Source organism: Alphaproteobacteria bacterium (genome assembly GCA_037146715.1).
GTDB lineage: Bacteria > Pseudomonadota > Alphaproteobacteria > UBA7879 > UBA5542 > JBAWWO01.
In genome coordinates, this window is record JBAWWO010000002.1 from 116641 (window position 1) to 139437 (window position 22797).

Annotated in this window: 25 protein-coding genes and 2 tRNA genes; 14 read left to right on the forward strand and 13 right to left on the reverse strand. The window is 40.5% G+C overall.

Annotated features, from left to right (window positions below; all coding sequences use genetic code 11):
- Positions 1–9: 9 nt before the first annotated feature.
- Genes iscU through WCG05_01555 form a run of 4 tightly spaced genes read left to right on the forward strand, consistent with a single transcriptional unit; the run spans position 10 to position 2605 of the window.
- Entirely contained in the window at positions 10–393 is a 384-nt protein-coding gene (iscU, locus tag WCG05_01540; protein MEI8320678.1) for a Fe-S cluster assembly scaffold IscU, read from the forward strand.
- Position 394: 1 nt separating this feature from the next.
- Positions 395–733 carry an iron-sulfur cluster assembly accessory protein gene (locus tag WCG05_01545; GenBank protein MEI8320679.1) on the forward strand — a complete coding sequence of 113 codons (339 nt, stop codon included), beginning with the start codon at positions 395–397 and terminating at the stop codon, positions 731–733.
- Positions 690–1214, forward strand: coding sequence for a Fe-S protein assembly co-chaperone HscB (gene hscB, locus WCG05_01550; GenBank protein ID MEI8320680.1), 525 nt, complete (start codon positions 690–692; stop codon positions 1212–1214). Before WCG05_01545 ends, hscB begins: the two co-directional genes overlap by 44 nt.
- A 2-nt stretch (positions 1215–1216) precedes the next feature.
- Entirely contained in the window at positions 1217–2605 is a 1389-nt protein-coding gene (locus WCG05_01555) for an Hsp70 family protein (protein ID MEI8320681.1), read from the forward strand.
- Between the two features lie 2 nt (positions 2606–2607).
- On the opposite strand, the gene WCG05_01560 is transcribed toward WCG05_01555, so the two are convergent.
- From WCG05_01560 to rmuC, 9 genes are read right to left on the reverse strand one after another with little or no spacing between them, the layout of a single operon-like run.
- Positions 2608–3873: a nucleotide sugar dehydrogenase gene (locus WCG05_01560; protein ID MEI8320682.1), complete on the reverse strand. Its 1266-nt coding sequence runs from the start codon at positions 3871–3873 to the stop codon at positions 2608–2610.
- Positions 3874–3885: 12 nt separating this feature from the next.
- Positions 3886–4347, reverse strand: coding sequence for a hypothetical protein (locus WCG05_01565; protein MEI8320683.1), 462 nt, complete (start codon positions 4345–4347; stop codon positions 3886–3888).
- 3 nt (positions 4348–4350) lie between these two features.
- The gene (locus tag WCG05_01570; protein ID MEI8320684.1) at positions 4351–4797 is read right to left on the reverse strand and encodes a hypothetical protein; all 447 of its coding nucleotides are present in this window, start codon (positions 4795–4797) and stop codon (positions 4351–4353) included.
- Positions 4798–4822: 25 nt separating this feature from the next.
- The gene (locus WCG05_01575) at positions 4823–5047 is read right to left on the reverse strand and encodes an ATP synthase subunit C family protein (protein MEI8320685.1); all 225 of its coding nucleotides are present in this window, start codon (positions 5045–5047) and stop codon (positions 4823–4825) included.
- Between the two features lie 30 nt (positions 5048–5077).
- Entirely contained in the window at positions 5078–5803 is a 726-nt protein-coding gene (locus WCG05_01580) for a F0F1 ATP synthase subunit A (GenBank protein ID MEI8320686.1), read from the reverse strand.
- Between the two features lie 7 nt (positions 5804–5810).
- Entirely contained in the window at positions 5811–6059 is a 249-nt protein-coding gene (locus WCG05_01585) for an AtpZ/AtpI family protein (GenBank protein ID MEI8320687.1), read from the reverse strand.
- Complete coding sequence (locus WCG05_01590; GenBank protein ID MEI8320688.1) at positions 6034–6681, reverse strand: thioredoxin domain-containing protein; 648 nt, start codon at positions 6679–6681, stop codon at positions 6034–6036. Before WCG05_01590 ends, WCG05_01585 begins: the two co-directional genes overlap by 26 nt.
- 22 nt (positions 6682–6703) lie before the next feature.
- Positions 6704–8176, reverse strand: a complete 1473-nt coding sequence (locus WCG05_01595; protein ID MEI8320689.1) for a hypothetical protein — start codon at positions 8174–8176, stop codon at positions 6704–6706.
- A gap of 43 nt (positions 8177–8219) precedes the next feature.
- Positions 8220–9548: a DNA recombination protein RmuC gene (gene rmuC / locus WCG05_01600; GenBank protein ID MEI8320690.1), complete on the reverse strand. Its 1329-nt coding sequence runs from the start codon at positions 9546–9548 to the stop codon at positions 8220–8222.
- Between the two features lie 81 nt (positions 9549–9629).
- Between rmuC and WCG05_01605 the strand changes: the two genes are divergently transcribed.
- From WCG05_01605 to WCG05_01640, 8 genes are all read left to right on the forward strand, one after another.
- Positions 9630–10883: a nucleoside transporter C-terminal domain-containing protein gene (locus WCG05_01605; protein ID MEI8320691.1), complete on the forward strand. Its 1254-nt coding sequence runs from the start codon at positions 9630–9632 to the stop codon at positions 10881–10883.
- A gap of 5 nt (positions 10884–10888) precedes the next feature.
- A complete protein-coding gene (gene uvrB / locus WCG05_01610) occupies positions 10889–12871 on the forward strand; it encodes an excinuclease ABC subunit UvrB (protein ID MEI8320692.1) in 1983 nt (660 codons plus the stop codon).
- A gap of 513 nt (positions 12872–13384) precedes the next feature.
- Positions 13385–14326, forward strand: a complete 942-nt coding sequence (locus WCG05_01615) for a glycosyltransferase family 9 protein (protein ID MEI8320693.1) — start codon at positions 13385–13387, stop codon at positions 14324–14326.
- A 49-nt stretch (positions 14327–14375) separates the two neighbouring features.
- Positions 14376–15857 carry a tetratricopeptide repeat protein gene (locus tag WCG05_01620; protein MEI8320694.1) on the forward strand — a complete coding sequence of 494 codons (1482 nt, stop codon included), beginning with the start codon at positions 14376–14378 and terminating at the stop codon, positions 15855–15857.
- Positions 15858–15960: 103 nt separating this feature from the next.
- Positions 15961–17754: a hypothetical protein gene (locus tag WCG05_01625; protein MEI8320695.1), complete on the forward strand. Its 1794-nt coding sequence runs from the start codon at positions 15961–15963 to the stop codon at positions 17752–17754.
- Positions 17751–18401 carry a hypothetical protein gene (locus tag WCG05_01630; protein ID MEI8320696.1) on the forward strand — a complete coding sequence of 217 codons (651 nt, stop codon included), beginning with the start codon at positions 17751–17753 and terminating at the stop codon, positions 18399–18401. The genes WCG05_01625 and WCG05_01630 overlap by 4 nt, the downstream gene beginning before the upstream one ends.
- A complete protein-coding gene (locus WCG05_01635) occupies positions 18388–19161 on the forward strand; it encodes a type II secretion system protein (GenBank protein MEI8320697.1) in 774 nt (257 codons plus the stop codon). The genes WCG05_01630 and WCG05_01635 overlap by 14 nt, the downstream gene beginning before the upstream one ends.
- 15 nt (positions 19162–19176) lie before the next feature.
- On the forward strand, positions 19177–19524 hold the full coding sequence (locus WCG05_01640) for a hypothetical protein (GenBank protein MEI8320698.1): 348 nt from the start codon (positions 19177–19179) through the stop codon (positions 19522–19524).
- A gap of 30 nt (positions 19525–19554) precedes the next feature.
- On the opposite strand, the gene rsmI is transcribed toward WCG05_01640, so the two are convergent.
- Positions 19555–20415 carry a 16S rRNA (cytidine(1402)-2'-O)-methyltransferase gene (rsmI, locus tag WCG05_01645; protein MEI8320699.1) on the reverse strand — a complete coding sequence of 287 codons (861 nt, stop codon included), beginning with the start codon at positions 20413–20415 and terminating at the stop codon, positions 19555–19557.
- Positions 20416–20486: 71 nt separating this feature from the next.
- Between rsmI and WCG05_01650 the strand changes: the two genes are divergently transcribed.
- Positions 20487–21296: a TIGR01459 family HAD-type hydrolase gene (locus WCG05_01650; GenBank protein MEI8320700.1), complete on the forward strand. Its 810-nt coding sequence runs from the start codon at positions 20487–20489 to the stop codon at positions 21294–21296.
- Here the strand turns inward: WCG05_01650 and WCG05_01655 are convergent.
- Positions 21291–21367, reverse strand: a tRNA-Met gene (locus tag WCG05_01655). The genes WCG05_01650 and WCG05_01655 overlap by 6 nt on opposite strands.
- 85 nt (positions 21368–21452) lie before the next feature.
- On the opposite strand from WCG05_01655, the gene rpe reads away from it, so the two are divergent.
- Complete coding sequence (gene rpe, locus WCG05_01660; GenBank protein ID MEI8320701.1) at positions 21453–22127, forward strand: ribulose-phosphate 3-epimerase; 675 nt, start codon at positions 21453–21455, stop codon at positions 22125–22127.
- Here rpe and WCG05_01665 read toward each other — a convergent pair.
- On the reverse strand, positions 22111–22641 hold the full coding sequence (locus WCG05_01665) for a nucleotide exchange factor GrpE (GenBank protein MEI8320702.1): 531 nt from the start codon (positions 22639–22641) through the stop codon (positions 22111–22113). The genes rpe and WCG05_01665 overlap by 17 nt on opposite strands.
- A 23-nt stretch (positions 22642–22664) precedes the next feature.
- Positions 22665–22741 (reverse strand) — tRNA-Pro (locus tag WCG05_01670).
- Between the last annotated feature and the right edge of the window lie 56 nt (positions 22742–22797).

The following is a 22797-nucleotide window of genomic DNA, read 5'->3' on the forward strand; positions in this document are numbered from 1 at the left end:
GAGCACATCATGGCATACAGTAAAAAATTGATCGACCATTACGAAAACCCAAAAAACGTTGGGTCCTTTGACTTGACGGAAGAAAATGTGGGCACGGGCCTTGTAGGTGCGCCCTCATGTGGCGATGTAATGAAATTACAGATTAAGGTGAATGATGAAGGCATCATCGAAGATGTTCGGTTTAAGACGTTTGGGTGTGGATCAGCCATTGCCTCAAGCTCTTTCGCGACAGAGCTGTTAAAAGGAAAAACCTTAGAAGAAGCTAGCGAAGTCAGAAACAAGGAAATTGTTGAAGCCTTAGAACTTCCTCCTGTGAAGATCCATTGTTCTGTGTTGGCGGAAGATGCCATTCGCGCTGCCATTGCGGATTATAGAAAAAGGAAATCTCTATAAAATGGCCCCCAGAAGTCCTATCACTGTGACTCTTGCTGCTGTAGAGCGCATTAAGCATCTTTTGGAAAATCGTGGGAAACCTTCTTTTGGTATTCGTATTGGGGTTAGAACGCGGGGATGTTCTGGACATGCCTATACCCTGGAATTTGCAGATGCTCCAAATCCAGCTGATGAAAACGTGGAAATGGCGGGAGTTAATATTTTGATTGATCCCAAAGCTATTTTATTTATTGTGGGCACAGAAATGGATTTTGTTCAAAAGGATATGGAATCTGGATTCGTTTTTAAAAATCCAAATGAAAAAGGTCGTTGTGGCTGTGGAGAATCTTTCCATGTCTAATCCTTTCACGGTTTTTGATTTAGAACAGACTTATGTTCTGGATATGCAAATTTTAGACAAAAGTTATTTAAAGTTGCAGCAATTGTGGCATCCAGACCGATTTATCAATGGATCTACTGAAGAAAAAGAAAAAGCCCAAACTGAAACAGTTTCTTTGAATCAAGCTTATCAGACTTTGAAAAATCCGGTCTTAAGGGCTAAGGTTTTATTGAATCTTTTTTTTCCAGGGGTTGTTGGGGCGCCAAACCCTGAAACTCTAGAGGATCAATTTTCTTTACAGGAAAATCTGGCTTCCCTATCAGAGGCTGATAAAATAAGGGAGCTCCATGTGGCAATAAGGGAAAGAATCAAAGGTGTGGAAGAGTCATTTGAAAAAGACTTGAAGGATAAAAACATCCGGGCTTTTCAAGAGTATTTTGTCTTAAAATTTCTGTACAAAATTCACGAGGATATTTCCCACAAACTTTATGGGTTTCACTAACAATGCTTCTTCAAATTCACGAACCTGGCCAAACACCTCTTCCCCATGATCAGCAACAAGTAGCGATTGGAATTGATTTGGGAACTACCAATTCTGTGGTAGCCATTGCCCGTGATCATAAAGCTGAAATTATAAAAATAGAGGGGCATTCTCTTGTACCATCCATCACCTTTTATGGTGAACCCAAATCTGTGGGGCGGGCCGCTGAAAAAGCTGGAAAGACCTCATCAGATTTGATGCTGAAATCTGTGAAACGGTTGTTTGAAGATGCCCCTTTGGTTGGCTTAATAGGCCAAATTACCCCCCTGAAAGCAGCCACTGATATTCTGATTTATTTAAAAGAGCAAGCAGAAAAATCTTTGGGTAAAAAAGTAACCAAAGCGGTGATTACGGTGCCTGCTTATTTCTCAGAAGGTGCTCGCACCATGACTCGAAAAGCAGCCACCTTGGCAGGTTTTGAAGTTCTGCGCCTGTTGAATGAACCAACGGCTGCTGCTTTAGCTTATCATTTAGATGAAGGAAAAGAAGGGCATTATGTCGTCTATGATTTGGGAGGCGGGACGTTTGATGTATCTGTTCTGCGTCTTGAAAAAGGAATCTTTCAGGTTTTGGCTGTGGGTGGAGATACAGGATTGGGAGGGGATGATTTTGATAAACTCATCCAAGATTTTTTCCAAGATCATGTCTCAATTGATCAAGCAAAACAGATTAAAGAATATCTTTCTGAAAATCCTGTATGGCAAGAAAAACAAGGATCTATAAGTCAATCTGACTTTGAAAAAATAGTCAGTCCTTTGGTTGAAAAAACTCTTAAGATTGTGGAAAAAACACTGCGGGATGCCAAGGTTGAAGATATTCAAACTATTCAGCAAATTGTATGCGTGGGAGGAATGACCCGCATGCCCCTGATTCAACACAGTTTGGAAAAGTTATTTAAAAAGAAACCTCTGGCAATTTTGAACCCAGATGAAGCTGTAGCTCTGGGGGCAGCCTTACAAGCTGAAGCCCTGATGACAGGTATGGGAAAATTGCTTATTGACGTAACACCTTTTTCTCTTGGCCTTGAAACCATGGGAGGTTTTGTGGAAAAACTGATTCCTCGAAATACAGCGATTCCCTTTTCCGTAACTCAGGAATTTACAACCCATCAAGATGATCAAAAATCTATGTCCATTCATGTGCTTCAGGGAGAAAGCGATCGCCTTCAAGACTGCAGGTCTCTCGCAAAATTTAGCTTCACAAATTTGCCGCCCTTACCCGCAAAAACAGCCCGTGTGGTCATTACGTTCACCCTGGATGCGGATGGTATTCTGACTGTGTCAGCCCAAGAAAAAATTACAGGGCAAAAGCAGACCGTTCATGTGGGGTTACAGAACTTAACTAATTCCTGAACTTAAATACTAACCTTCAAAAATCCAGCGGGGAACCCCTTATGGTGTTTCCACATATTTTTTAAGTCCACCACCAGACATTCGTCATTCCCGATGCGGGCAAAGTCTTTTTCAGTCATGTGTTTAAATTGGTCATGGGGAACAGTTCCAACAATGCAGTCATAGCCTTTTAAATCATCAAAATCTTTCAAATCCATACCATAGTATTTCTTGGCCTCATGGGGGTTTGCATGGGGGTCAGTCACATCCACGTCATAACCCAACTTTTCAAGCCTTGATACTAAATCCACAACCTTAGTGTTTCTAAGGTCTGGAATATTTTCTTTAAAAGTCAACCCCAGAATCAAAACCTTTTTGTTTTGAATTCCTCTTTGTTTTATATGCTGATGAACAAAGTCCCCAAAAATAGAAGCCATGGAATCATTCATATGGCGTCCTGCCAAAATTACTTCAGGGTGATGCCCTTTTTGTTGAGCATAATTCGCCAGGTAAAAGGGATCAACCCCAATACAATGCCCCCCCACAAGACCCGGCTGGAAAGGCAGAAAATTCCACTTGGTTTGGGCAGCCTCTAGCACATCATAAATTGAAATACCGTCCTTATTAAAAATGGCCGTAATTTCATTCATGAAGGCAATATTGATATCGCGTTGTGCATTTTCAATGACCTTAGCGGCCTCAGCCGTTTTGATGTTTGCTGCTTTAAAAACAGTCGTAATGGTCCCATAAATTTTAGCAAGGGTTTCGCAAACATCTGGTGTCTGACCCGCAACTACCTTGGTAATTTTATAAACTGTATGTTCTTTATCGCCTGGATTAATGCGCTCTGGTGAATATCCCAAGAAAAAGTCTTGTCCTATCTTAAGTCCCGAAGCCTTTTCAAGAACAGGCCCACAGTAGTCTTCCGTCACACCTGGATAAACTGTACTTTCATAAACCACAATGGCCCCAGATTCCATCACTTGGCCTATCATTTCTGAAGCAACCTTTAGCAGCGTTAAATCAGGCATGTTTGTATCTTCATGAACGGGAGTTGGAACCGTCACAATATAAACCTTACACCCCTTTAAATCTTCTAAGGTATGGGTTTTTTGAAGGGAACTGTTTTGAAGCTCTTTTTCGGAAAGCTCATGGGTTCGATCAAAACCAGTTTTCAGTTCCTCAATACGTTTTTTATCAACGTCAAATCCAATGACCTTATAATGCTTGGCAAGTGCCGTTGCCAGGGGAAGCCCCACATATCCAAGTCCTAAAACTGCTATTTTCATCTGTGTCATTCCTTATTTTAACTGATCTAAGATGTATTGTTTTTTGTCTTTAGCAGTTAACTTGTTTTTCAGGGAAGATTCAACTTTTTTTAACATATTTTTTAGGAACTTTTTTTCTAGTTCCTGTTCCCTTATACCCAGAAGATATTTTTTTTTGGTCTCAATCGTTTGCAAAAGTTCTTTTTCCAGCTCTTCCATTTTTTTAAGTGTTTCCTTTTGAATAGCAGAAATTTTCTTTTGGGTATCTTTCAAATGCCTTTCATGAACAGTTTTTTGTTTTTTTAGAGCGCTTCTAGCCTTTAAACAAGAATGTTCTGTTTCTTCATGTAAATCTGCAGCTTCTCTCAACTGTTGAGAAATACGATGGGCCCTATCATCAAGTTGCACAATAATTTTCTTGAAAAATCGGCGCCCCACCACAGCAAAAAACAGCAAAAAAGAAATCAAAACCCAAAAGGATGCATCATATACCATGATCTATCCCTTTTTTTTAGAAGAAAGTAATTTAGCAAAAATCTGATCTACAAACTCTGCCTCTTTTTCTTGCAACAACTTTAAAGTTTTATCCTGATTTTTTGCAATTGCTTCATCAAACAAAGCCAATTCCTGCAACAGTTTTTTATGATGATTTTCCTTTAAGGCCTGAATTTCTGTATTCGTTTTGGCCATGGTTTCTTGGATGATTTTCTTTAGGCGCTCTTGAAATTGATCTTCCGCCAATTGAGCTTGATCCTTTAGCCGATCTGTTTCTTTTTTTAGAAATTCAATTTCTTTCAACTTTTCGTCGATTTCTAAAGATCGTTTTTGGAAAATCTTCTGAAAACGAGGTTCAATAACAAAATATATGCCTAAAAAAAGCAACACAAAGAATATGCATAGCCAAAAAAGTTGGGGAATATATAGGCTTATATCTAGCTGCGGCATTCTTAAAAACCGTCTTTAAGATTTCTTATTTAAACAAAATCAAGAAAGCAATAAGCAAAGCAAACAGGGCAACGGCTTCTGTTAAAGCAAACCCTAAAATACCGATGGAAAAAACATCCTTGCGGGCTTCTGGGTTGCGTGCAACCGAACTAATAAGGGTTGAAAAAATACTTCCAATACCCAAACCAACCCCTAATAAAGGGAATACAGCAAGTCCGGCACCAATCATTCTAGCGGCTTCAGTTTCCATTTGAATCTCCTTTTCTATACTGAATTTATATCACGAATGTAAGTAGATCGCATCATTTAAATACAAACACGTCAAGACAGAAAACACATAGGCCTGTAAAAATGAGACCAAGAATTCAAAGCCCATGAGCATACTATTTGCCAAAATTGTTGAAAACCCAAAGACCCCTAAACTTACGGTGAAAAGACCAAAAACCTTTAGCATGGTGTGCCCAGCCATCATATTCGCAAAAAGACGAATGGCAAGGCTAACGGGGCGGGAAAGAAAGGAAATAATCTCAATAGGAACAAGCAGGGGAGCCATAACCCATGGGGCGCCTTCAGGGAAAAAGATCGTTAAAAATTTAACCCCGTGATTCAGAACACCTACCAAAATCACCGTAAAAAAAACAATCAGAGCAAGACCAAAAGTTAAAACAATCTGACTGGTAAACGTAAAACTATATGGAATCATGCCCAAAAAATTCCCCATCAGAACGAAAAGAAACAAGGAAAAAACAAAGGGATGAAACTGCTTTCCGCGGCTTCCAATATTTTCTTCCAGCATGTTGGCTACAAACTCATAACAAAGTTCAACAAAGGATTGTAACCTTCCGGGAATCGTTTGATTTTTAAGAGTTCCCAAAAATAATAATATCAAAATTAAAAAGACCGCAATGCCCATAAACAGGGCCGAATTCGTGAAGGAAAGATCTATACCGAAAAATTCCAGAGGAATAAGCTTTTTAACGACAAATTGTTTAAGAGGTGTTTCCATACACAAATCACTTTTTAAATTTTTGTATTGTCAGCCCGTACCCAGCTTTACACAAACTCTTATAAACATTCAGCATGCCCGCAGTAGCCCCAAGCAAAAACCCAATGATCAAACCCCAGTGGGGGCAATTAAGCCACCGATCTAGCAAAAATCCCAGGCCTGTACCCACCACAATACCCCCAATCATATCAGCGCTGGCTCTTAAGGCCATAGCATTAAAGGGCAAAGGTTCAGGTTGTGATTTTTTTTCTGTCATTTTGCTTTCCAAATGTTTCTAAGGGCTTCCCGCTTTTAACATGGTTTAAAGCATCTTGTATAACTTTTTTTAACTCAGCCCAAGATTCTAAACCATTGATGATCTGAGCCCCCACAATAAAAACAGGAACACCGCTGATGTCGTATTTTTTTTCTCCTAAAAATCTGGATTGGATAATTTCGTCCAAAATAATTCTATTGTTCACAGATTGGACAATTTCTGCCCTTGTCATTCCAGCACCAATCAGGATGTTCTTTGCTTGTTGCAAAGGATTCTTGGCTGAAGTCCACAAAAATTGGGAATCATAAATGATTTTTTGATATTTAGAGGGGCTCGAACTGCCCCGAATAATTTGGCTGATTTTCATATCTATATCGTTCAGGGGAAAATCTAATACAACTAGAATCACTTGCCCCGTTTGAATAAATTCTTTATCAAGCTGTGGAAAAATTTTTTCCATAAATTCCCCACAATAGTGGCAACTAGGGGATGTATACTGAATAATCTTAATGGGGGCGTTCTCTTGCCCATAATAGATATCGTGTTTTTTGGGTAGCGCGGTAGCTCCTGCTCCCATCGCTGAAAGCAAGAAAAAAACAAACAGAAAAAAACATCGTTTCATTAATTAAAAAAACCTAACTTTTTTAGTTAGCCGAATTTGGCATCATTTTTTCTTTATATTCTTGCACAAGTTCTTTCAGCAAGGGCTTCATGTATTTTGTTTGGTACTTCAAAAGTTTAAGAGGATCCTTCCCAAAAACAGTTGGAACCAACAATACATCTATCAGTTTTTCTTTGGTCCCAAAAGTCTTAAGAAGAGAATTTTTCAAAATAACAAAAACATCCTTCAATTTCTCTGCATTAATTTTATCATCCTCACTTTTAGCATAAGCATCAATATAACCCTTCAAGAAAGGCTTTATAATCAGTTGATGCCATTCTTCCGTTGGAATATCACCCTTTGCATATTGATGTTTTTTTCTATTGATAGCCGCAAAAATATAAAACTTTCTAAGGTCTGCCCCTACGTATCTTGGCTTATTTAATGCTAGGGCCATTGTTTCAGCATCAATAAAGGTAACCGCATTGTGATTTTTTGTATCAATGAAAATGTTATTCGAATGCATATCCCCATGAACAGCCGTTGAAAAGCCAGTCAAGTGACCGTTTTTTTCTGTCATGCCAAATAGATGAAACTTACCCAACTGATGACCAAAATCATACATTATTTTGGGAAGATCTTTTTTCTGTTTCATATAATTTATTCTTTTTTCCATGTCTTTGTCAGAAGGTGTGGCAACAGAAAAGGCACCGTAGTTGTCAGCGAAACTTTGCAGTATTTTTATAAGTTGTTCCCCGGGAGCTGCGGGAAGAACTGCTACTGTATGGAGTTTTCCATTTGGATCTCTGTAAGTTGAAAAAATAACATTTAACGCAATAAAAGGCATTCCCGTAAATGCATTTGGTCCATCAGGATTCAAAATGAACTCTTTAAGGGAGCTTTTTTTAATAATTCCAATGTTGCTAGTTTCACCAATGCTCTTCTTTAATTCTTTAACAATATATTTAACATCGCCCTTAACATCTTTTACAATAAACAATTGGAGAGTTTGAGCACCTCCACCCCCTACAGCATAAGAAGCATAATTATCGTCAAAGTCTTTTATTTTTCCCTTCTTTTTTAAGATCCTTAAAACAGTTGTAATATAGTCTGCATTCGTTACATCAGCTGCCTTTACAACAGAAACTTCGTTTACAAGGCTTTCTAGGATAGTTGGAAAACTACTTTTCTCTTCCAAGCCAAATGATTGCCGAATATTATCTATAATTTCTACAGTGCATTTCTGATCTTCTTTACAGACTGAAATACTGTTGTTTTCATAACTGAAGGTTCCATCTTTTTTCAAAGAATGTTTGACTAAACAGCACTTACAAGAATTTAGCTGCATATCTTCTGACCATTTCCAATTAGAGGCTTTACAACTAGTGCTACGAGTCATAATTTTTTGAACACCCCCAATTTCAACAACCGCTGTACCAGAGCGGGTTATTCTAAAAGAATGGGCATTGAAAAAAAATGTTGCGAAGGCAACTAAAATAGCCAAAAATGAAGTCATGGTACTCTCCTGATTATTATTATTTAGTATCATAATAGAAAAACTAAATTTTCGTCAATGTTTTTGGGGTTTTATCTAGAAATTCGACCTCTTCAATCTCTTCAGCTGGGGAACTGGCCCCCAATTCCTTAAACTTACGGGCAGAAACCAAGACCCGCCGTTCCAAAGTTCCCAGCGTATGGTTATAGGAATCAACGGCACTTCCCAAATGTTTGCCAACCTTTGTGAAGTGATCCCCCATATCGGCCAATCTTTTGTACATTTCTTTTCCTAGTTCGCTAATTTCTTTTGCATTACGGGTTAGAACTTCTTGCCGCCAGCCGTAGGACGCAGCCCTTAGCAAAGCAATCAATGTTGTTGGGGTGGCCAAGATAACCTTTTGCTCTGCCCCCAACTCAATCAAGGTTGGGTCTTGTTCCAGGGCTGCACTAAAAAAAGTTTCCCCTGGCAAAAACAATACCACAAATTCAGGGGATGATTCAAACTTATCCCAATAAGCCTTAGATGCCAGAGCTAAAATATGAGTCCGCACTTGTTTGGCATGTTGCTTCAATTTTTGATTTTTCGTTTCTATATCTTTGGCTTCCAAGGCCTCAAGATATGCATGCAGGGGTGCTTTAGCATCCACAATAATGCTTTTATTCCCGGGCAGATTAATGATCATATCGGGCCTTAAAAGACCATCTTCTGTACGCTGAGAATTCTGTTCAAAGAAGTCACAATGAGATAACATTCCCGCCATCTCAACGACCCGACGCAATTGCATTTCCCCCCAGCGGCCCCGAACAGAAGGCGTTTTCAAGGCATGAACCAGATTGGTCGTTTCTTCCTTTAATTCTTTTTGAGATGAAATTAAATCAGACACCTGTTGTTTTAACCCATCATAAGCGGTCAGTCTGATCTTTTCTAAGTCTTGGAGTTTTTGGTCAACCCCCGTCAGCGCTTGTTTAACGGGATGCAAAATGTCCACAATAGCTTTTTGTCGGTTATCTAAATCTCCACGAGCTGATTCCTGAAACTTTTCCAAAGTTGTTTTGGCTAAATCCAAAAAAGATTGATTGTTGGCTCGTAAGGCATCTGTTGAGAGAACTTTGAAAGAATTTTCCAGCTCTTTTTTTGCCCGATCCAATAGTTCAATTTTTTCTTCAAAAGATTTTCGTTCCTGAAAAAGGGTCGTCTTCAGTTCAGCGTTATAGGTTTTTAAGGAAACTAATTCCTGATGAATATGGTTATTTTCTGTTTCTAAAATCCCGATTCTTTCTTTCAAAAGACCGCTCAGATTATCATTCGCTGGGCGACGAATTTTTCCAACAATATAAAAGGCAACGCCTAAAATACCAACGCCCATACATACAAAAATAAGTGTTTCCATTGTTCTCTCTTTTCCAGGTATTGTACTATATACTAAAACCAGATACATTTCACCTATAGGGGAAAAATAAGGACATAATATATGACACAAACTCTGATCCAAGCTTTTTTAGGAATGCTCGCTTTCGTTGTGATTTGCTGGTTGATTAGCGAGAATAAAAAACAAATTCACCTTAAACAAGTAGGCTTTGGCTTAGGTATTCAGATCATCATTGCGGCAGCTATTTTGCATCTACCCTTTATTCGGTGTGGGTTTCATTATGTAGCCCAAGGGGTTGTGGCAGTCAAAGAAGCCACGCTTAAGGGAACCACATTTGTGTTTGGTTTTTTGGGTGGCGGAGACATTCCCTTTGATGTGAAGGGCAGCACCTTTATTTTCGCTTTTCAAGCCTTACCCATGATCATTGTAGTGAGCGCCCTTTCCATGTTGCTATTTCATCTAAGAATCCTACCCCTTTTTGTGCGCGGCGTTTCCTGGATCATGCGTCGGTCCATGGGCATTGGGGGGGCCTTGGGTGTGTGTGCGGCTGCAAAGGTTTTCTTGGGCCAAACAGATGCCCCCTTGTTGATTCGACCCTATTTAAAAAATATGTCTCGCAGTGAGATTTTTTCTGTTATGTGCATGGGGTTTTCGACAACGTCTGCCACCATCATGGGTCTTTACGCCATGGTCATTGAAAAAAGCGTTCCTGATTCCATGGTGCATATTTTGACTGCGTCCATTATCAGTGTTCCTGCAGCCATTACCTTATCACGAATTGTGGTGCCAAACACAACGTTGACTGAGGGGAAAGTTGTCATGCCCTATACTTTTTCTGGGTCTATGGATGCCATATCAAAGGGTACAAGTGATGGCATGAAATTGTTTGTCAGCATCATTGCCATGCTGATCGTTTTTGTAGCCCTTGTAGCCTTGGGTAATAAAATTTTAGGAGTGTTTCCTGATTTTTATGGAGAGCCCATTACCTTACAACGAACCCTAGGATTTCTAATGGCGCCTATTGCATGGCTTATGGGAATTCCCTGGGCTGAATCGCTAACGGCTGGTAGTCTTTTGGGCGTTAAAACCGTTTTGAATGAATTCTACGCCTTCACAGAACTCGCCCAGGTTAAAACCGATTCTTTAAGTGAACACAACCGCATCATTATGACCTATGCCCTGTGTGGTTTTGCCAATATCAGCAGCATTGGTATTATGATTGGGGGGCTTGGAATCCTTGCCCCCGATAAAAGAGATGAAATCGTTTCGTTAAGCTTTAAGGCTTTAGCTGTTGGAACATTAGCGTCTTGCCTTAGCGGAACCATCATTGGCATTCTTATGAAGCTTCAGGGATAAAAGTGATTGCCTTTAAACTTCAGTCTTCCTTTCAGCCGGCAGGCGACCAAATACAAGCCATTAAAGAGCTTACAGAAAACCTGAACCAAAAAGAACACAATCAGGTTCTGCTGGGGGTTACTGGATCAGGTAAAACATTTACGGCGGCCCACGTTATTCAAAACATTCAAAAACCAGCGTTGATTATGGCCCCAAATAAAACTTTGGCAGCCCAACTTTATGAGGAAATGAGAGGGCTTTTTCCTGATAATGCTGTTGAATATTTTGTGTCGTATTATGACTATTATCAGCCCGAAGCCTATGTTCCCCGGCGCGATCTTTATATAGAAAAAGAAGCCACCATCAACGAAGAAATTGATCGTATGCGGCACAGTGCCACCCGATCTTTGCTGGAAAGACGAGACGCCATTATTGTTGCTAGTGTGTCCTGTATTTATGGACTGGGGGATGTGGAATCTTATAGTCGTATGATTGTAACGCTGACCCAAAACACAACCTTTGACCGCCGTGAATTATTCAGATCTTTTGCTGAATTGCAGTATGAAAGAAATGATATGGATTTTCACCGGGGCACCTTTCGGGTACGGGGCGATATGGTCGAAATTTTTCCCTCCCACTTAGAAGACAGGGCCTGGCGGCTTTCTTTTTTTGATGATTTGATTGAATTCATTCATGAAATAGACCCCTTAACAGGCAAAAAACTATCTGAACTTTCTTCTGTGTCCCTATACCCCAACAGCCACTATGTGACCCCAAAACCAACGATAGCTCAAGCCATTAAGCAAATTCAACAGGATCTGCAGATCCGCCTAAAAGAGTTTGAATCGCAAAATAAATTGATTGAAGCCCAACGACTGCGCGAACGCGTAACCTTTGATCTGGAAATGTTGCAAACGACAGGAATGTGTGCGGGAATTGAAAACTATTCTCGCTATCTAACAGGGCGACTGCCAGGCCAACCGCCGCCAACTCTATTTGACTATTTGCCCAAGGATGGTCTGTTGATTGTGGATGAAAGCCACATCAGTATTCCCCAGGTTCAAGGAATGTATCGGGGCGATCAACAAAGGAAATCGAACCTATCGGAATACGGATTTCGCTTGCCTGCCTGTATGGATAACAGGCCCCTGAAATTTGAAGAATGGGATGCCATTCGCCCCCAAACCATTTTTGTGTCGGCCACCCCTGCTCCTTGGGAAATGGCCCAAACCCACGGTGTTTATACCGAGCAAGTTATTAGGCCCACAGGTCTTTTGGACCCTATCTGCATTATTCACCCAACGGAAAATCAGGTAGACCATTTAATTGCAGAATGTTTGGAAAATGCAAAAAAAAATGAACGGGTTTTGGTTACAACACTCACTAAAAAAATGGCGGAAGCGCTCACAAATTATCTATCCGAAGCGGGGCTGAAAGTTCAATATATTCATTCAGACGTTGATACCATGGAACGCATTGATATTATTCGTAATCTGCGGTTAGGTGTTTTTGATGTACTGGTGGGGATCAACCTGTTGCGGGAAGGACTTGATATTCCTGAGTGTTCCCTGGTTGCTATTTTGGATGCGGATAAAGAAGGATTTTTGCGGTCAAAAACGTCCCTTATTCAAACGATTGGGCGGGCCGCCAGAAATGTGAATGGACGGGTTATTTTGTATGCTGACCGGATGACAAAATCTATGGAAGGTGCCATTGGGGAAAATAACCGTCGTCGGGAAAAGCAAGAGCAATACAATATCCTTAACAACATTACCCCGGCCTCTATTAAGAAAAATATTACGAGTATTTTAAACAGTCCCTATGAGCAAGATCATGTGACGGTCAGTCTGTTTGGCGAAAAAATGTTGACGGGGAAAAAGTTGAAAGCTCATCTGAAAACGTTGACAAAACAAATGCATGCGGCAGCCCTGGATTTAGACTTTGAAACAGCGGCTCGCTTAAGGGATGAAATACGCCACCTTGAAAAAGAAGATTTAAAAATTAGTTGAACCAGTTCTATTGATTCCCTCGGGTGCGGAACGCAGGCCCGTTAGGTTAGCAGAAGAAGTAAGGCGTGGGTCCTCGGGTCAAGCCCGAGGAATTCAAGGGTGGGGCAAGGAAGGCAAAAAAAGGAAGCTGGATCCCCACGTCGGTCTTGCGACCTCCTCGGGATGACGGGAATGGTGGAATTGTGCCAAAACCTCTTCCAAAAAATAAAATTCTGGGCTATTTAGTGTTCTAGTTATTTATAATTTCTGTATTATGCATATGTTGCATACCAGGTATTTGATATTTGATATACCAGATCGCGGATAAGTATCTTATATTCCCCTTAGAGTTTGCCGAAAGGTAGTAAGATTCTGAACGCAAAGTTCAGAGCTGAGGATGAAAATCCTTAGTACGTCTTCCCAGACGTAAAGCCTCCCTGTTAAAAAAAGAGCCGATGTAACAATCGGCTCTTTTTTATTATCTGTGTCATTTTTCCATCTTTGGTATTATCCAATTTCTGTTATTAATAGAAAATGACCAAAAATATTTTAATCATTAAGCACGGCGCCCTGGGGGATTTGATTTTTGCTGCTGGCGCTTTTAAGGCTATTCGTGCCTATCACAAAAATGATCATGTGGTTTTACTGACTTCATCTCCTTTTAAACAGATGATGGAGTCGTCACCCTATTTCGATGAAGTGTGGGTTGATGATAGGCCCCGTCTTTGGACGCATCCTTTGAAATGTGTTCGTCTTTTCCAACAATTGAAACAGGCCAATTTTGACCAAGTTTATGATTTGCAAAGATCTAAGAGAACGTCTTGGTATTTTAGAGTTATGGAATGGTTTTTTAGGGCTATGCCAAAATGGTCAGGCACTATGAAGGGGTGTGCTTTCCCATATCTTATTAAAAGCAAATATGAAAAACATATTATTACGATGAATCAGGAACAGCTGGAGAAAGCCCATATAAAAAATGTTCCCTTACCAAATCTTGACTGGATGAAAGCCCCCATTAGTGGCCTACAATTGCCTAAAAAATATTTCTTATTGGTTCCAGGGTGTTCCCCAACCCAACCTCATAAAAGATGGAATGCGCAGGGATATGCTGCGGTTGCAACTTATTTGAAAGAAAAAAAAATTACCCCCATTATTTTAGGCACCAAGGATGAAAAAGAAGTCATTGATCGCCTTGTGAAATTGGCCCCCTATTGCCTTAATTTAATGGGAAAAACTTCTTTATTTCAAATTGCAGAATTGGGACGTCATGCGGTAGGCGCCCTAGGCCACGATACGGGCCCCATGCATATTTTAGTTTATGTGGGGTGCCCCAGTCTTCTTCTTTTTTCCTATTCTTCAGGGCTTGACTTGTGTGGCCCCTTGATGCCCCAAAGCCATGCTATTCAGCGCGCTAATTTGCAAGATTTGACATCCGAAGAAGTGATTAAGTATCTGAAACTATCCTCCCCTTCTTGAAATTTGTTCTAAGAATACCTATCTGAAACTCAGGTAGGAGATTTTTAGAATGAAATTTTTAATGTTAATCAGCTTTAGTATCATGATGATCTTTTGCTGCCCCTCTTTTGGTGCACATCAAGAAGTAAAAGATTTAACCCCAACTCAAAAACTCTTTTTACTAGAAAAAGTCAGAGATGTTGCTGAGTTCCAGAACCTAGAACGAGCTGGTTTCGAAAAAGTTACTCAGTTTATTGCAGAGACTTTAGGGGAAAAATACGGCCCAACTTTTTGCCCAATGGATCCAAGCTCGTGGGATGAAACTTTATTTTCTTTAATTCGAACTCGACATTATTACAAAGGCATGCCCACTTTAGTATCAGAAAATTTTTTCAAATATGATGCTGAAAAATTGCAAAATGGTTTATTTCTGCAAAGAATGCAGGTGCTTTTTTTTCTAGATCGATTAGTTGCTAATTCTTTGTGTAAAACGACATTTGAAGATATGTGGAAAGATGGGGCAGCTTTTGGAAATTATCCCCCCCACATAATCGCAATCTTAGAGCAAGACTTTCAATTATATGGGGGAAATTTGTACAAGGAAAATTATGGAAAAAACAATACGGTTAATACCTTGTTCAAAATCCACAACACTTTCTTTGAAAAAGCTTTTGATATTTATAGTCTTTTTGCCCCACCAATCACCTTGGAATCTTTTTATACTGAAATTTCACAAGTGGTCAACTGGCGTGGGTGGATCATTCATAATGATGTAAATGCTATCTTTAAGGGACTGGGAGAATTGCGCTCATTCCGAGATAGTCCATTAAAAAAACTCCATTTCTTTTCAACAACAAGTCGTGGATTTTGGCTTCCACAAGAAATCGAGGAAGATTCGGCAGAATTTACTATTGCGATTGAATATAATTTCCCCTATCCCCTTTTAAGTTTAGAACAGAATAGATTTATTATTACTAAATCAGTAAAAAAGGATTTCAGAGCATTTGTTTACACTAATTATTCTGCAAATGTCGAAAAATATCTTGTTACGAGGGACCAAAATTTTGCCTCAAAAAAAGCGGGGATAAATTTTATGAATTCTCCAACAGAAAGAATGGAATTTCTAAGAGATATTTCCAGATTTAGAGACCCCTTGCCTCAATTCACTTATGCAAATGCAAATTTTAATGGAATGGCGGGAGAGCAAGATTTCGTAGCAGCAAGAGCTTATCACAAACTTTCTGCAGATCAGGGATTTATGCCAGCTCAATTTTCTTATGCGCTGATGTGTAGAAATGGTGAAGGTGGTGACCAAGATCTGCCAGAAGCACGGATGTATTTTAAGCTTGCTGCTGATCAAGAAGAAATGGAATCTGAAGTTTGCTATGCCAATATGTGTTATAGAGGCGAAGGAGGTGATCGAAACCTTAAAGAAGCCATTACTTACTATGAACGCGCAGTATCTAAAGGAAATGCCGCATTTAAGAAAGTTTTAGAGGCTGCTCGATTAGAGCTAAAATCTAATCAATCAGAAATTTCAGAAACTGTTTAGAAAATAAATTTTTCAGATTTTTTCTTTTCCCTCTATCCAAAAAGGAAAGTCTTCTGTATGTTGGCGGAAAAATAAAGTCTAACATGGAACGTTGGCGGTACTTATGAAATTTTTCTTTCTTTCTATCCTATTGATAGGCCTGACTTCTTGTAAAAATCCCCCTATTAAAGATGTGACTACAACTCATACCCGTACAGAAATTGGGGATTTTTTGACAGAAAAAACGTCGATTCCTGAGAAAGAATCATCCTCTACAGAAAATAAAAATACCATGTCCCCGGCTATTTCCCCCATTTTCAATAAGCGGGTTTCTTTGCGCATTGATGACACTATGGATGTGAAAGAGATTCTGAAAAAACTAGCTACTCAGGCTAAGATCAGTTTGGTTTTAAACAAAAATGTGGAAGGCAGCGTTAACTATCAGGTTGAAAAACAGCCCTTTCTAAAAGTAATTGAAACCATTTGTCACATGGCTAATTTGCGCTATAAAGTTGATCATGAAATTCTGTGGATTGAACGAGATCTACCCTATCTTAAAACCTATAATGCCCAGTTTCTATCTCTTGAACGCAACACGGAAAATCAAGTTTCTATCAACAGTAATATCTTTGGAAAAACAGATTCAGATCAAAGCTTAGCTAATGGGTCTTCCAGCATTATTTCAAGTAAAAATAATATTGATTTTTGGGCCGAGTTGGAAAATAGCTTGGCCAATATTTTGCAGATCTCAAGTTCCCAAACCACCTTTGATGAGGAGCAAGAAATTCATGAAGAAAAGAAAATTTTAAGTGACGATCTGCTGCCCCAAGAAAAAGTAAATCGCGTGAGAACTGTTGAGAAAAAGAAAAAAATAGCCTACAAAAAACCATCCTTTTCTATCCATAAACAAGCGGGAATCGTGACTGTTTTTGCGACAGAAAAGCAGCATAAAATCATTCAAGATTTTATGGCCAATTTACGCAAAAAAACATCAACCCAAATTCTGATTGAAGCCAAGGTAGTGGAAGTTCATTTAAACGAGGAATACAAAAGCGGCATAGATTGGCAACGGATCGGCCACTATGGAATTGGAGCCTATTCATCTTCGGGCCCTCATAACGGATTCACGGGCGACTTGAATGCAACCAGCATGTTGGGGACCATGGCACAAAAGAGATCAGCCCTTGTATCTAACCCAGAAACATCCCAAGTGATTAGTTTGGGGCTAAGTGGGCCATCCCTTTCTGCCATGCTGAATTTTATGGAAGCTTTTGGAACGGTGCGAACCCTTTCCAGCCCGCGTCTGACTGTTTTAAATAATCAAACGGCCATTTTAAAAGTGGCAGAAAATTATATCTTTTTTGACATTACCGCAGACCGGCAGTTTCTAAATAGTAGCAACATAAACTATGGCACCCTGGTTTCTGCTACCAGCAAACCCCGCAGCATTCCGATTGGCCTTGTCATGGCGGTGCAACCGTCTATTGACGAAGAATCCGATGAAGTTATTTTAACATTACGCCCCACTATTTCCAGACTGATTGCGACTAAAGAGGATCCGGCTGTTCAGCTGCTCAACCAATCTTTACCCACCCCTTCGGCTAATTTAAAATCTGAATTTCCCGTGGTGGCTGTTCGGGAAATTGATTCAGTTTTGCGTATAAAATCTGGGGGCATTGCGGTTCTGGGGGGGTTAATGACAGAAGGCGCTGAAACGGGTTCCGCCGGCATCCCCGGAACGGCGGATTCGGCTGTTAGTTTTTTAACTACCTCAAAAAGACAGGCGCGAGTGGTTTCTGAATTGGTCATATTTATACGGGCCACCATCCTAAGTGAAAGCCGCCCTGATGCAGCCGATTTTCGCTTGTATGACAGATTTACGAAAGACCCCAGACCTCTGGAGAATAAACCCGCATGAAAAAACTCTCTTTCTTTATAAAACCCGTAAAAAACACTGAAGGCTTTTTGTTGATCGAGGTGGCTATTGCCCTTCTGATTATTGGCTTACTAATAGGGGGTGTTTTAAAGGGGAAGGAATTATTGGAAACCTCTAAATTACAAGCCGTTATAAAAAATTTAGAAACTTATCGGGTTGCCACCCAATTGTTTCAAGACCGCTATGGATTTTTGCCCGGAGATTTTCCTGAGGCGACGACCTATTTGAATTCAACTTTAAAAGATGGAAACGGGAATGGAGCGGTGGAAGATTCTGAATCTAGCCAATTTTGGGCCCATCTATCTGTATCTGGTTTTCTACAAGCATCTACAAAGGAGGCCCCTCAAGAAAAAATCGGGGGATGCGTCACAGTTGTCCATACTCCAGCCCCAGATCTTCCCGGGAATTGGTTTCTGTTGGGCGAACGAAATGGATCCAAAAATGATGGAGCACTGTTAACCCCTATTCAGGCAAAGACCCTTTGCCAAAAAATGGATAACCCGAATCCGAATGAAGGATCGGTTCAAGTTAAAGATGGTGCTAATGTCCCACCGGGCAGCTGTATTGATCAGGGCCAATTTAATGGAAAAACAAAAAATCCAGCGTGTGTAGTTTATGTCGCCCTATAAGCTGCTTAAAAATGATGAAGGATTTTTGTTGATTGAGGTGGCGATCGCTCTGTTGATTATGGGGATTATTCTAGGGTTTGGGATGCCGAAGATTTTTTCCTATCTAACTTTGCAAAAACGTAAAGAAACAACAGAACGACAGGAACGTATTTTTCATAGCGTTGCTGCTTTTAGCATTCAATATGGATACATCCCTTTGCCAGCTGACCCTTATGCTCTACCCGATCAATTTGGGTGGGCACGTTCTAGGGCTTCTTCTGAAAAAGATCTGGTGGGGTTGGTGCCTTATAAAACCTTGGGACTACCGGCTGACTATAGCAAGGATGGATTTAATCATTATTTCACCTATGCAGGGGGCTGGCCGAATCCTGGGTTTGTTACTAGAAAAATACAAACAATTTGTCAAATGCGCCTGCCCTTTCCTTTAAATATTTCTTCCTATGCGGGCCCTGATCCCATCCTTCTAACCCTGATCAGCTATGGGGAAAAAGGGAGGGGAGCTTACAAAGGATCACCAGGGCATTTATATAGAAATAGGGAAGGTTTAACTGCAGGCGAAAAACAAAATGCAGCTGAAGATTTAGGTTTCATAGATCAGGCACCAACCCCAAATTTTGATCATCATGTGGCCTGGGTAACGGGACGAAATTTAATGGCTATTTATGGAAAGGTTCCTATGGAGGAATTAAATAAACCTGACACAGATTCTGCTGCCATTTTTACGTCAGGAAATAGACAAACCACTGAAGGTATAGCTTAGAAAGGATACTTAATTATGGCAAAAATTTTTATACTGAATCCAAAAGGGGCCAAAAAAACTCCCCAACGCTTCTATGAAATCCCCCACAAGAACAAGCCTATTAAGCAAAAAATTTCTGTTCGGAAACAACTGAATCATTGGTTGCCTGCTATAGGTGTTGTGTTAGGACTTAGTCTATGTAGTTTATCTTTACTTTTGTACTATTGGGAGCAGCAAGAAACAATCGTTCTGCCGGATTTAAAGTTGCCCGAAACTTTGTATGTCAGCGATACAAAAAGGCCCAAACCTTTTGTGAATCCACAAGATGATTTGTCAGTTCCTTTTATTAAAGTAGAAGATGCAGAAGATTTGCACAAGGATTGAGACCCCTCTGGTCAAATTGGGTAAATAATCTTATAGTTTTTTCGTTTCAAGCAACTTCTGATATACTTCCCTTTTTGATTTTCCTAAGGCTTTAGCCAGATGAGTGGCTCCTTCCTTTAGGGAAAAAATTTTCAAGGTATCTTCATAAACTTTTAGGGATGTTTCTTCTGATAGGGGCTCTGAACTTGGGGCCACAAGGATAACGAATTCTCCCTTAAGATTTATTTGATCCAGCTTTGCCAAAAGGTCAGATGTTTGTCCCCCCGTCACCTGTTCGAACTTTTTGGTCAGTTCCTTGGCCAAAACCACAAATCGATCACCTAAGATTTCATGGATGGCAGCCAACGTTGATTTGATGCGGGTGGGCCCCTCGTAAAAAATAAGTACAAAGGGAAAGGCCTTATATTGCTCCAAAACTTTTTTCTTGCCCTTGTGGGGCAAAAATCCCCCAAAGAAAAAACGATCTGTTGGAAGGCCTGATAAAATTAAAGCATTCACAAAGGCTACTGGACCGGGAACGGATGTTACGTGGATCCCCTGTTTTCTGACATCTTCAACCAGTTTATAGCCCGGGTCTGAGATCAGAGGCGTTCCCGCATCTGATACCAACACAATGATTTTCCCCTTTTTAAGTTCTTCAATAATCTTAGGCCCCTGACGGTCTTCGTTATGATCATGATAGGACCATAAGGTTTTTTTCAGCCCGAGCATTTTTAGTAAAGCCCCTGTTACACGAGTATCCTCACATAAAACCAGGTCTGCTTTTTCAAAAGTTTCCAAGGCTCTAAGACTGAGATCGGCTAGATTTCCAATAGGGGTTGCTACAAGATAAAGACCAGGTCCGAAAGTCTGATGGGCCAAAGATTGTTGCAAAATTGTATAATCGATCATTTTTCTATTTTAGGAATTGACGCAAGGTAACCACTTGATTACATTCAAGATTATCAGAAAAATACAAAAAAATGTCATTAAAAATTTATACGGGTCTACGAGAATTTTATAGCAAGTATGATTACTTCTTGATTGATTTATGGGGAGTAGTTCATAACGGGCATAATCTTCTGCCCGGGGTTGATATGTGCATCAGCAATCTGAAGGCACATAAAAAAAACATTCTGTTCTTAACGAATTCACCCCGACCTGGTTACGTGTTAGAAGCCCATCTGAAAGAACTTGGGCTCCCCTTAGATGGTCCCAGGGTTTATAGTTCGGGCGATTCTTGCCTTCAGGCTCTTAAAGAAAATTGGGCCCATAAATCATGTTATTTCTTGGGGGATCCAGTTTTTCATGAAAGTATTGTGAAGGCGATTCCCGGTCCCGTAGTTACTTCCATAGAAAAAGCTGACTATGTTTTGATGACTGGCATTCCTGGAACAACGGCCTATGTGATAGAAGAATCTTTAAAACTTGGTTTGCCTTTAATTTGTGCAAATCCCGATAAATCGGCCATCCATGGCACTACACAAGTGATGTGTCCTGGCACTGTGGCGGACGATTATGAAAAACAGGGTGGGAAAGTCTATTATTTTGGGAAACCTTATCCTTCTATTTATGAGCAAGCTTTGAAAAATTTGGGGCCCCCCCCTAAAGACAAAGTGCTGGCCATTGGGGATGGCTTGTTTACAGATATTTTGGGGGCTACAGGGGTTGGGATAGATTGTGTGTTTATTCAGGCGGGTCTGTATCACAGCCTTTCTTTAGAATCTATTGAAAAAATCTGTAAAGATAATCAGATGATGCCAACTTATGGACTTGAACGATTGAATTGGTAGCGGAGGAGGGATTCGAACCCCCGACACATGGATTATGATTCCACCGCTCTAACCGACTGAGCTACTCCGCCAAAAGTCTAGCTCGTTTCTTTAAACTTCGCTGACTTGTTCTCACTACACTTGATCTATAAGGGGTCAATAATGTAGTGTCAAGAGATGATGATCGGAAAAGTAAAAATATCCCCTTCTATTTTAGCTGCAGATTTTGCTCAACTGGGGGCTGAAATACAGGCTGTTGAAATGGCCGGCGCTGACCGCATTCATATTGATATTATGGATGGTCATTTTGTACCTAATTTAACCATGGGACCTGCTGTAGTTAAATCAATTCGTCCCCATACGCAACTGCCTTTTGAAGTTCATTTGATGGTCACAAATCCAGAGTTATTTTTAGGAGCCTTTGCGAAAGCAGGCGCTGATATGCTGATTGTTCATGCAGAATTAGCCATGGTGGAATCTTATATTCATCAGATAAAATCCTTGGGAAGAAAAGTGGGAGTTTCTATCAATCCTGAAACAGATGTTGATGGCATCCTGCCCTATCTTGACCAATTGGATCAGGTCCTGATTATGACGGTTTCACCTGGATTCGGGGGGCAAGAATTTCAAGAAGAGTGCCTGGAAAAATTGAGAATATTGCGCCAAATCAGAGATCAACAGAGCTTAAAAATTGAATTTTCTGTAGACGGGGGAGTCAACGAATCAACAGCACCCTTGGCTATTCAAATGGGCGCAGACGTGCTGGTGGCAGGAACCAGTATTTTTTCCAGGGGCGCCCACGGCTATAAACAGGCTATTCAGTCCTTAAGAGGATCTACTTTGCTACACTAACCATGGCTGGGCGTAGCAATCGTCCTGAAAGCGTGTATCCCTTTTGAAAAACTTCCAAAACCGTGTTCGATGCATGATTTCCATCTTCTAACTGGGCCACAGCTTGGTGCAGGGCCGGGTCAAAATTTTGGTGAAGAGGGTTCACCACTTCAATTTTGTGGCGGCTAAAAACTTTAGACAGTTCTGTTTGAGTGAGCAAAAGACCATCACATAGAACTTTTAAGAATCCCTCTTTCTCACGTTCTTCGGCGGGAATGCTGCTAAGGGCACGATCTAATGTGTCGCTGATGACAAGAAGATCACGGGCAAAGTTAGTGATGGCATATTTCTGTGTATCTTCTTTTTCTTTGTGGCCGCGCTTTTGTGTGTTTTCTACCTCAGCCAATGCGCGAAGCAATTGATTTCTGAGCAGAGAAATTTCCTCTTCAAAATTCTTTTCAGGAGCCTGCGGGGAATCTTCTGCTTGTTCAGATTCTTCCATCATATTTTCTTCAAGGGGATGATCTTTTTCCATCGTGTCGACTTTCTTCTTTTTAGTGGTCGGGGCGAGAGGATTCGAACCTCCGACCACCTGGACCCAAACCAGGTACGCTACCAGACTGCGCTACGCCCCGCATCACTGACAAAGTAAATACCATTAAGTAGCCTCATTGGGCAAGCTAAATTTTCG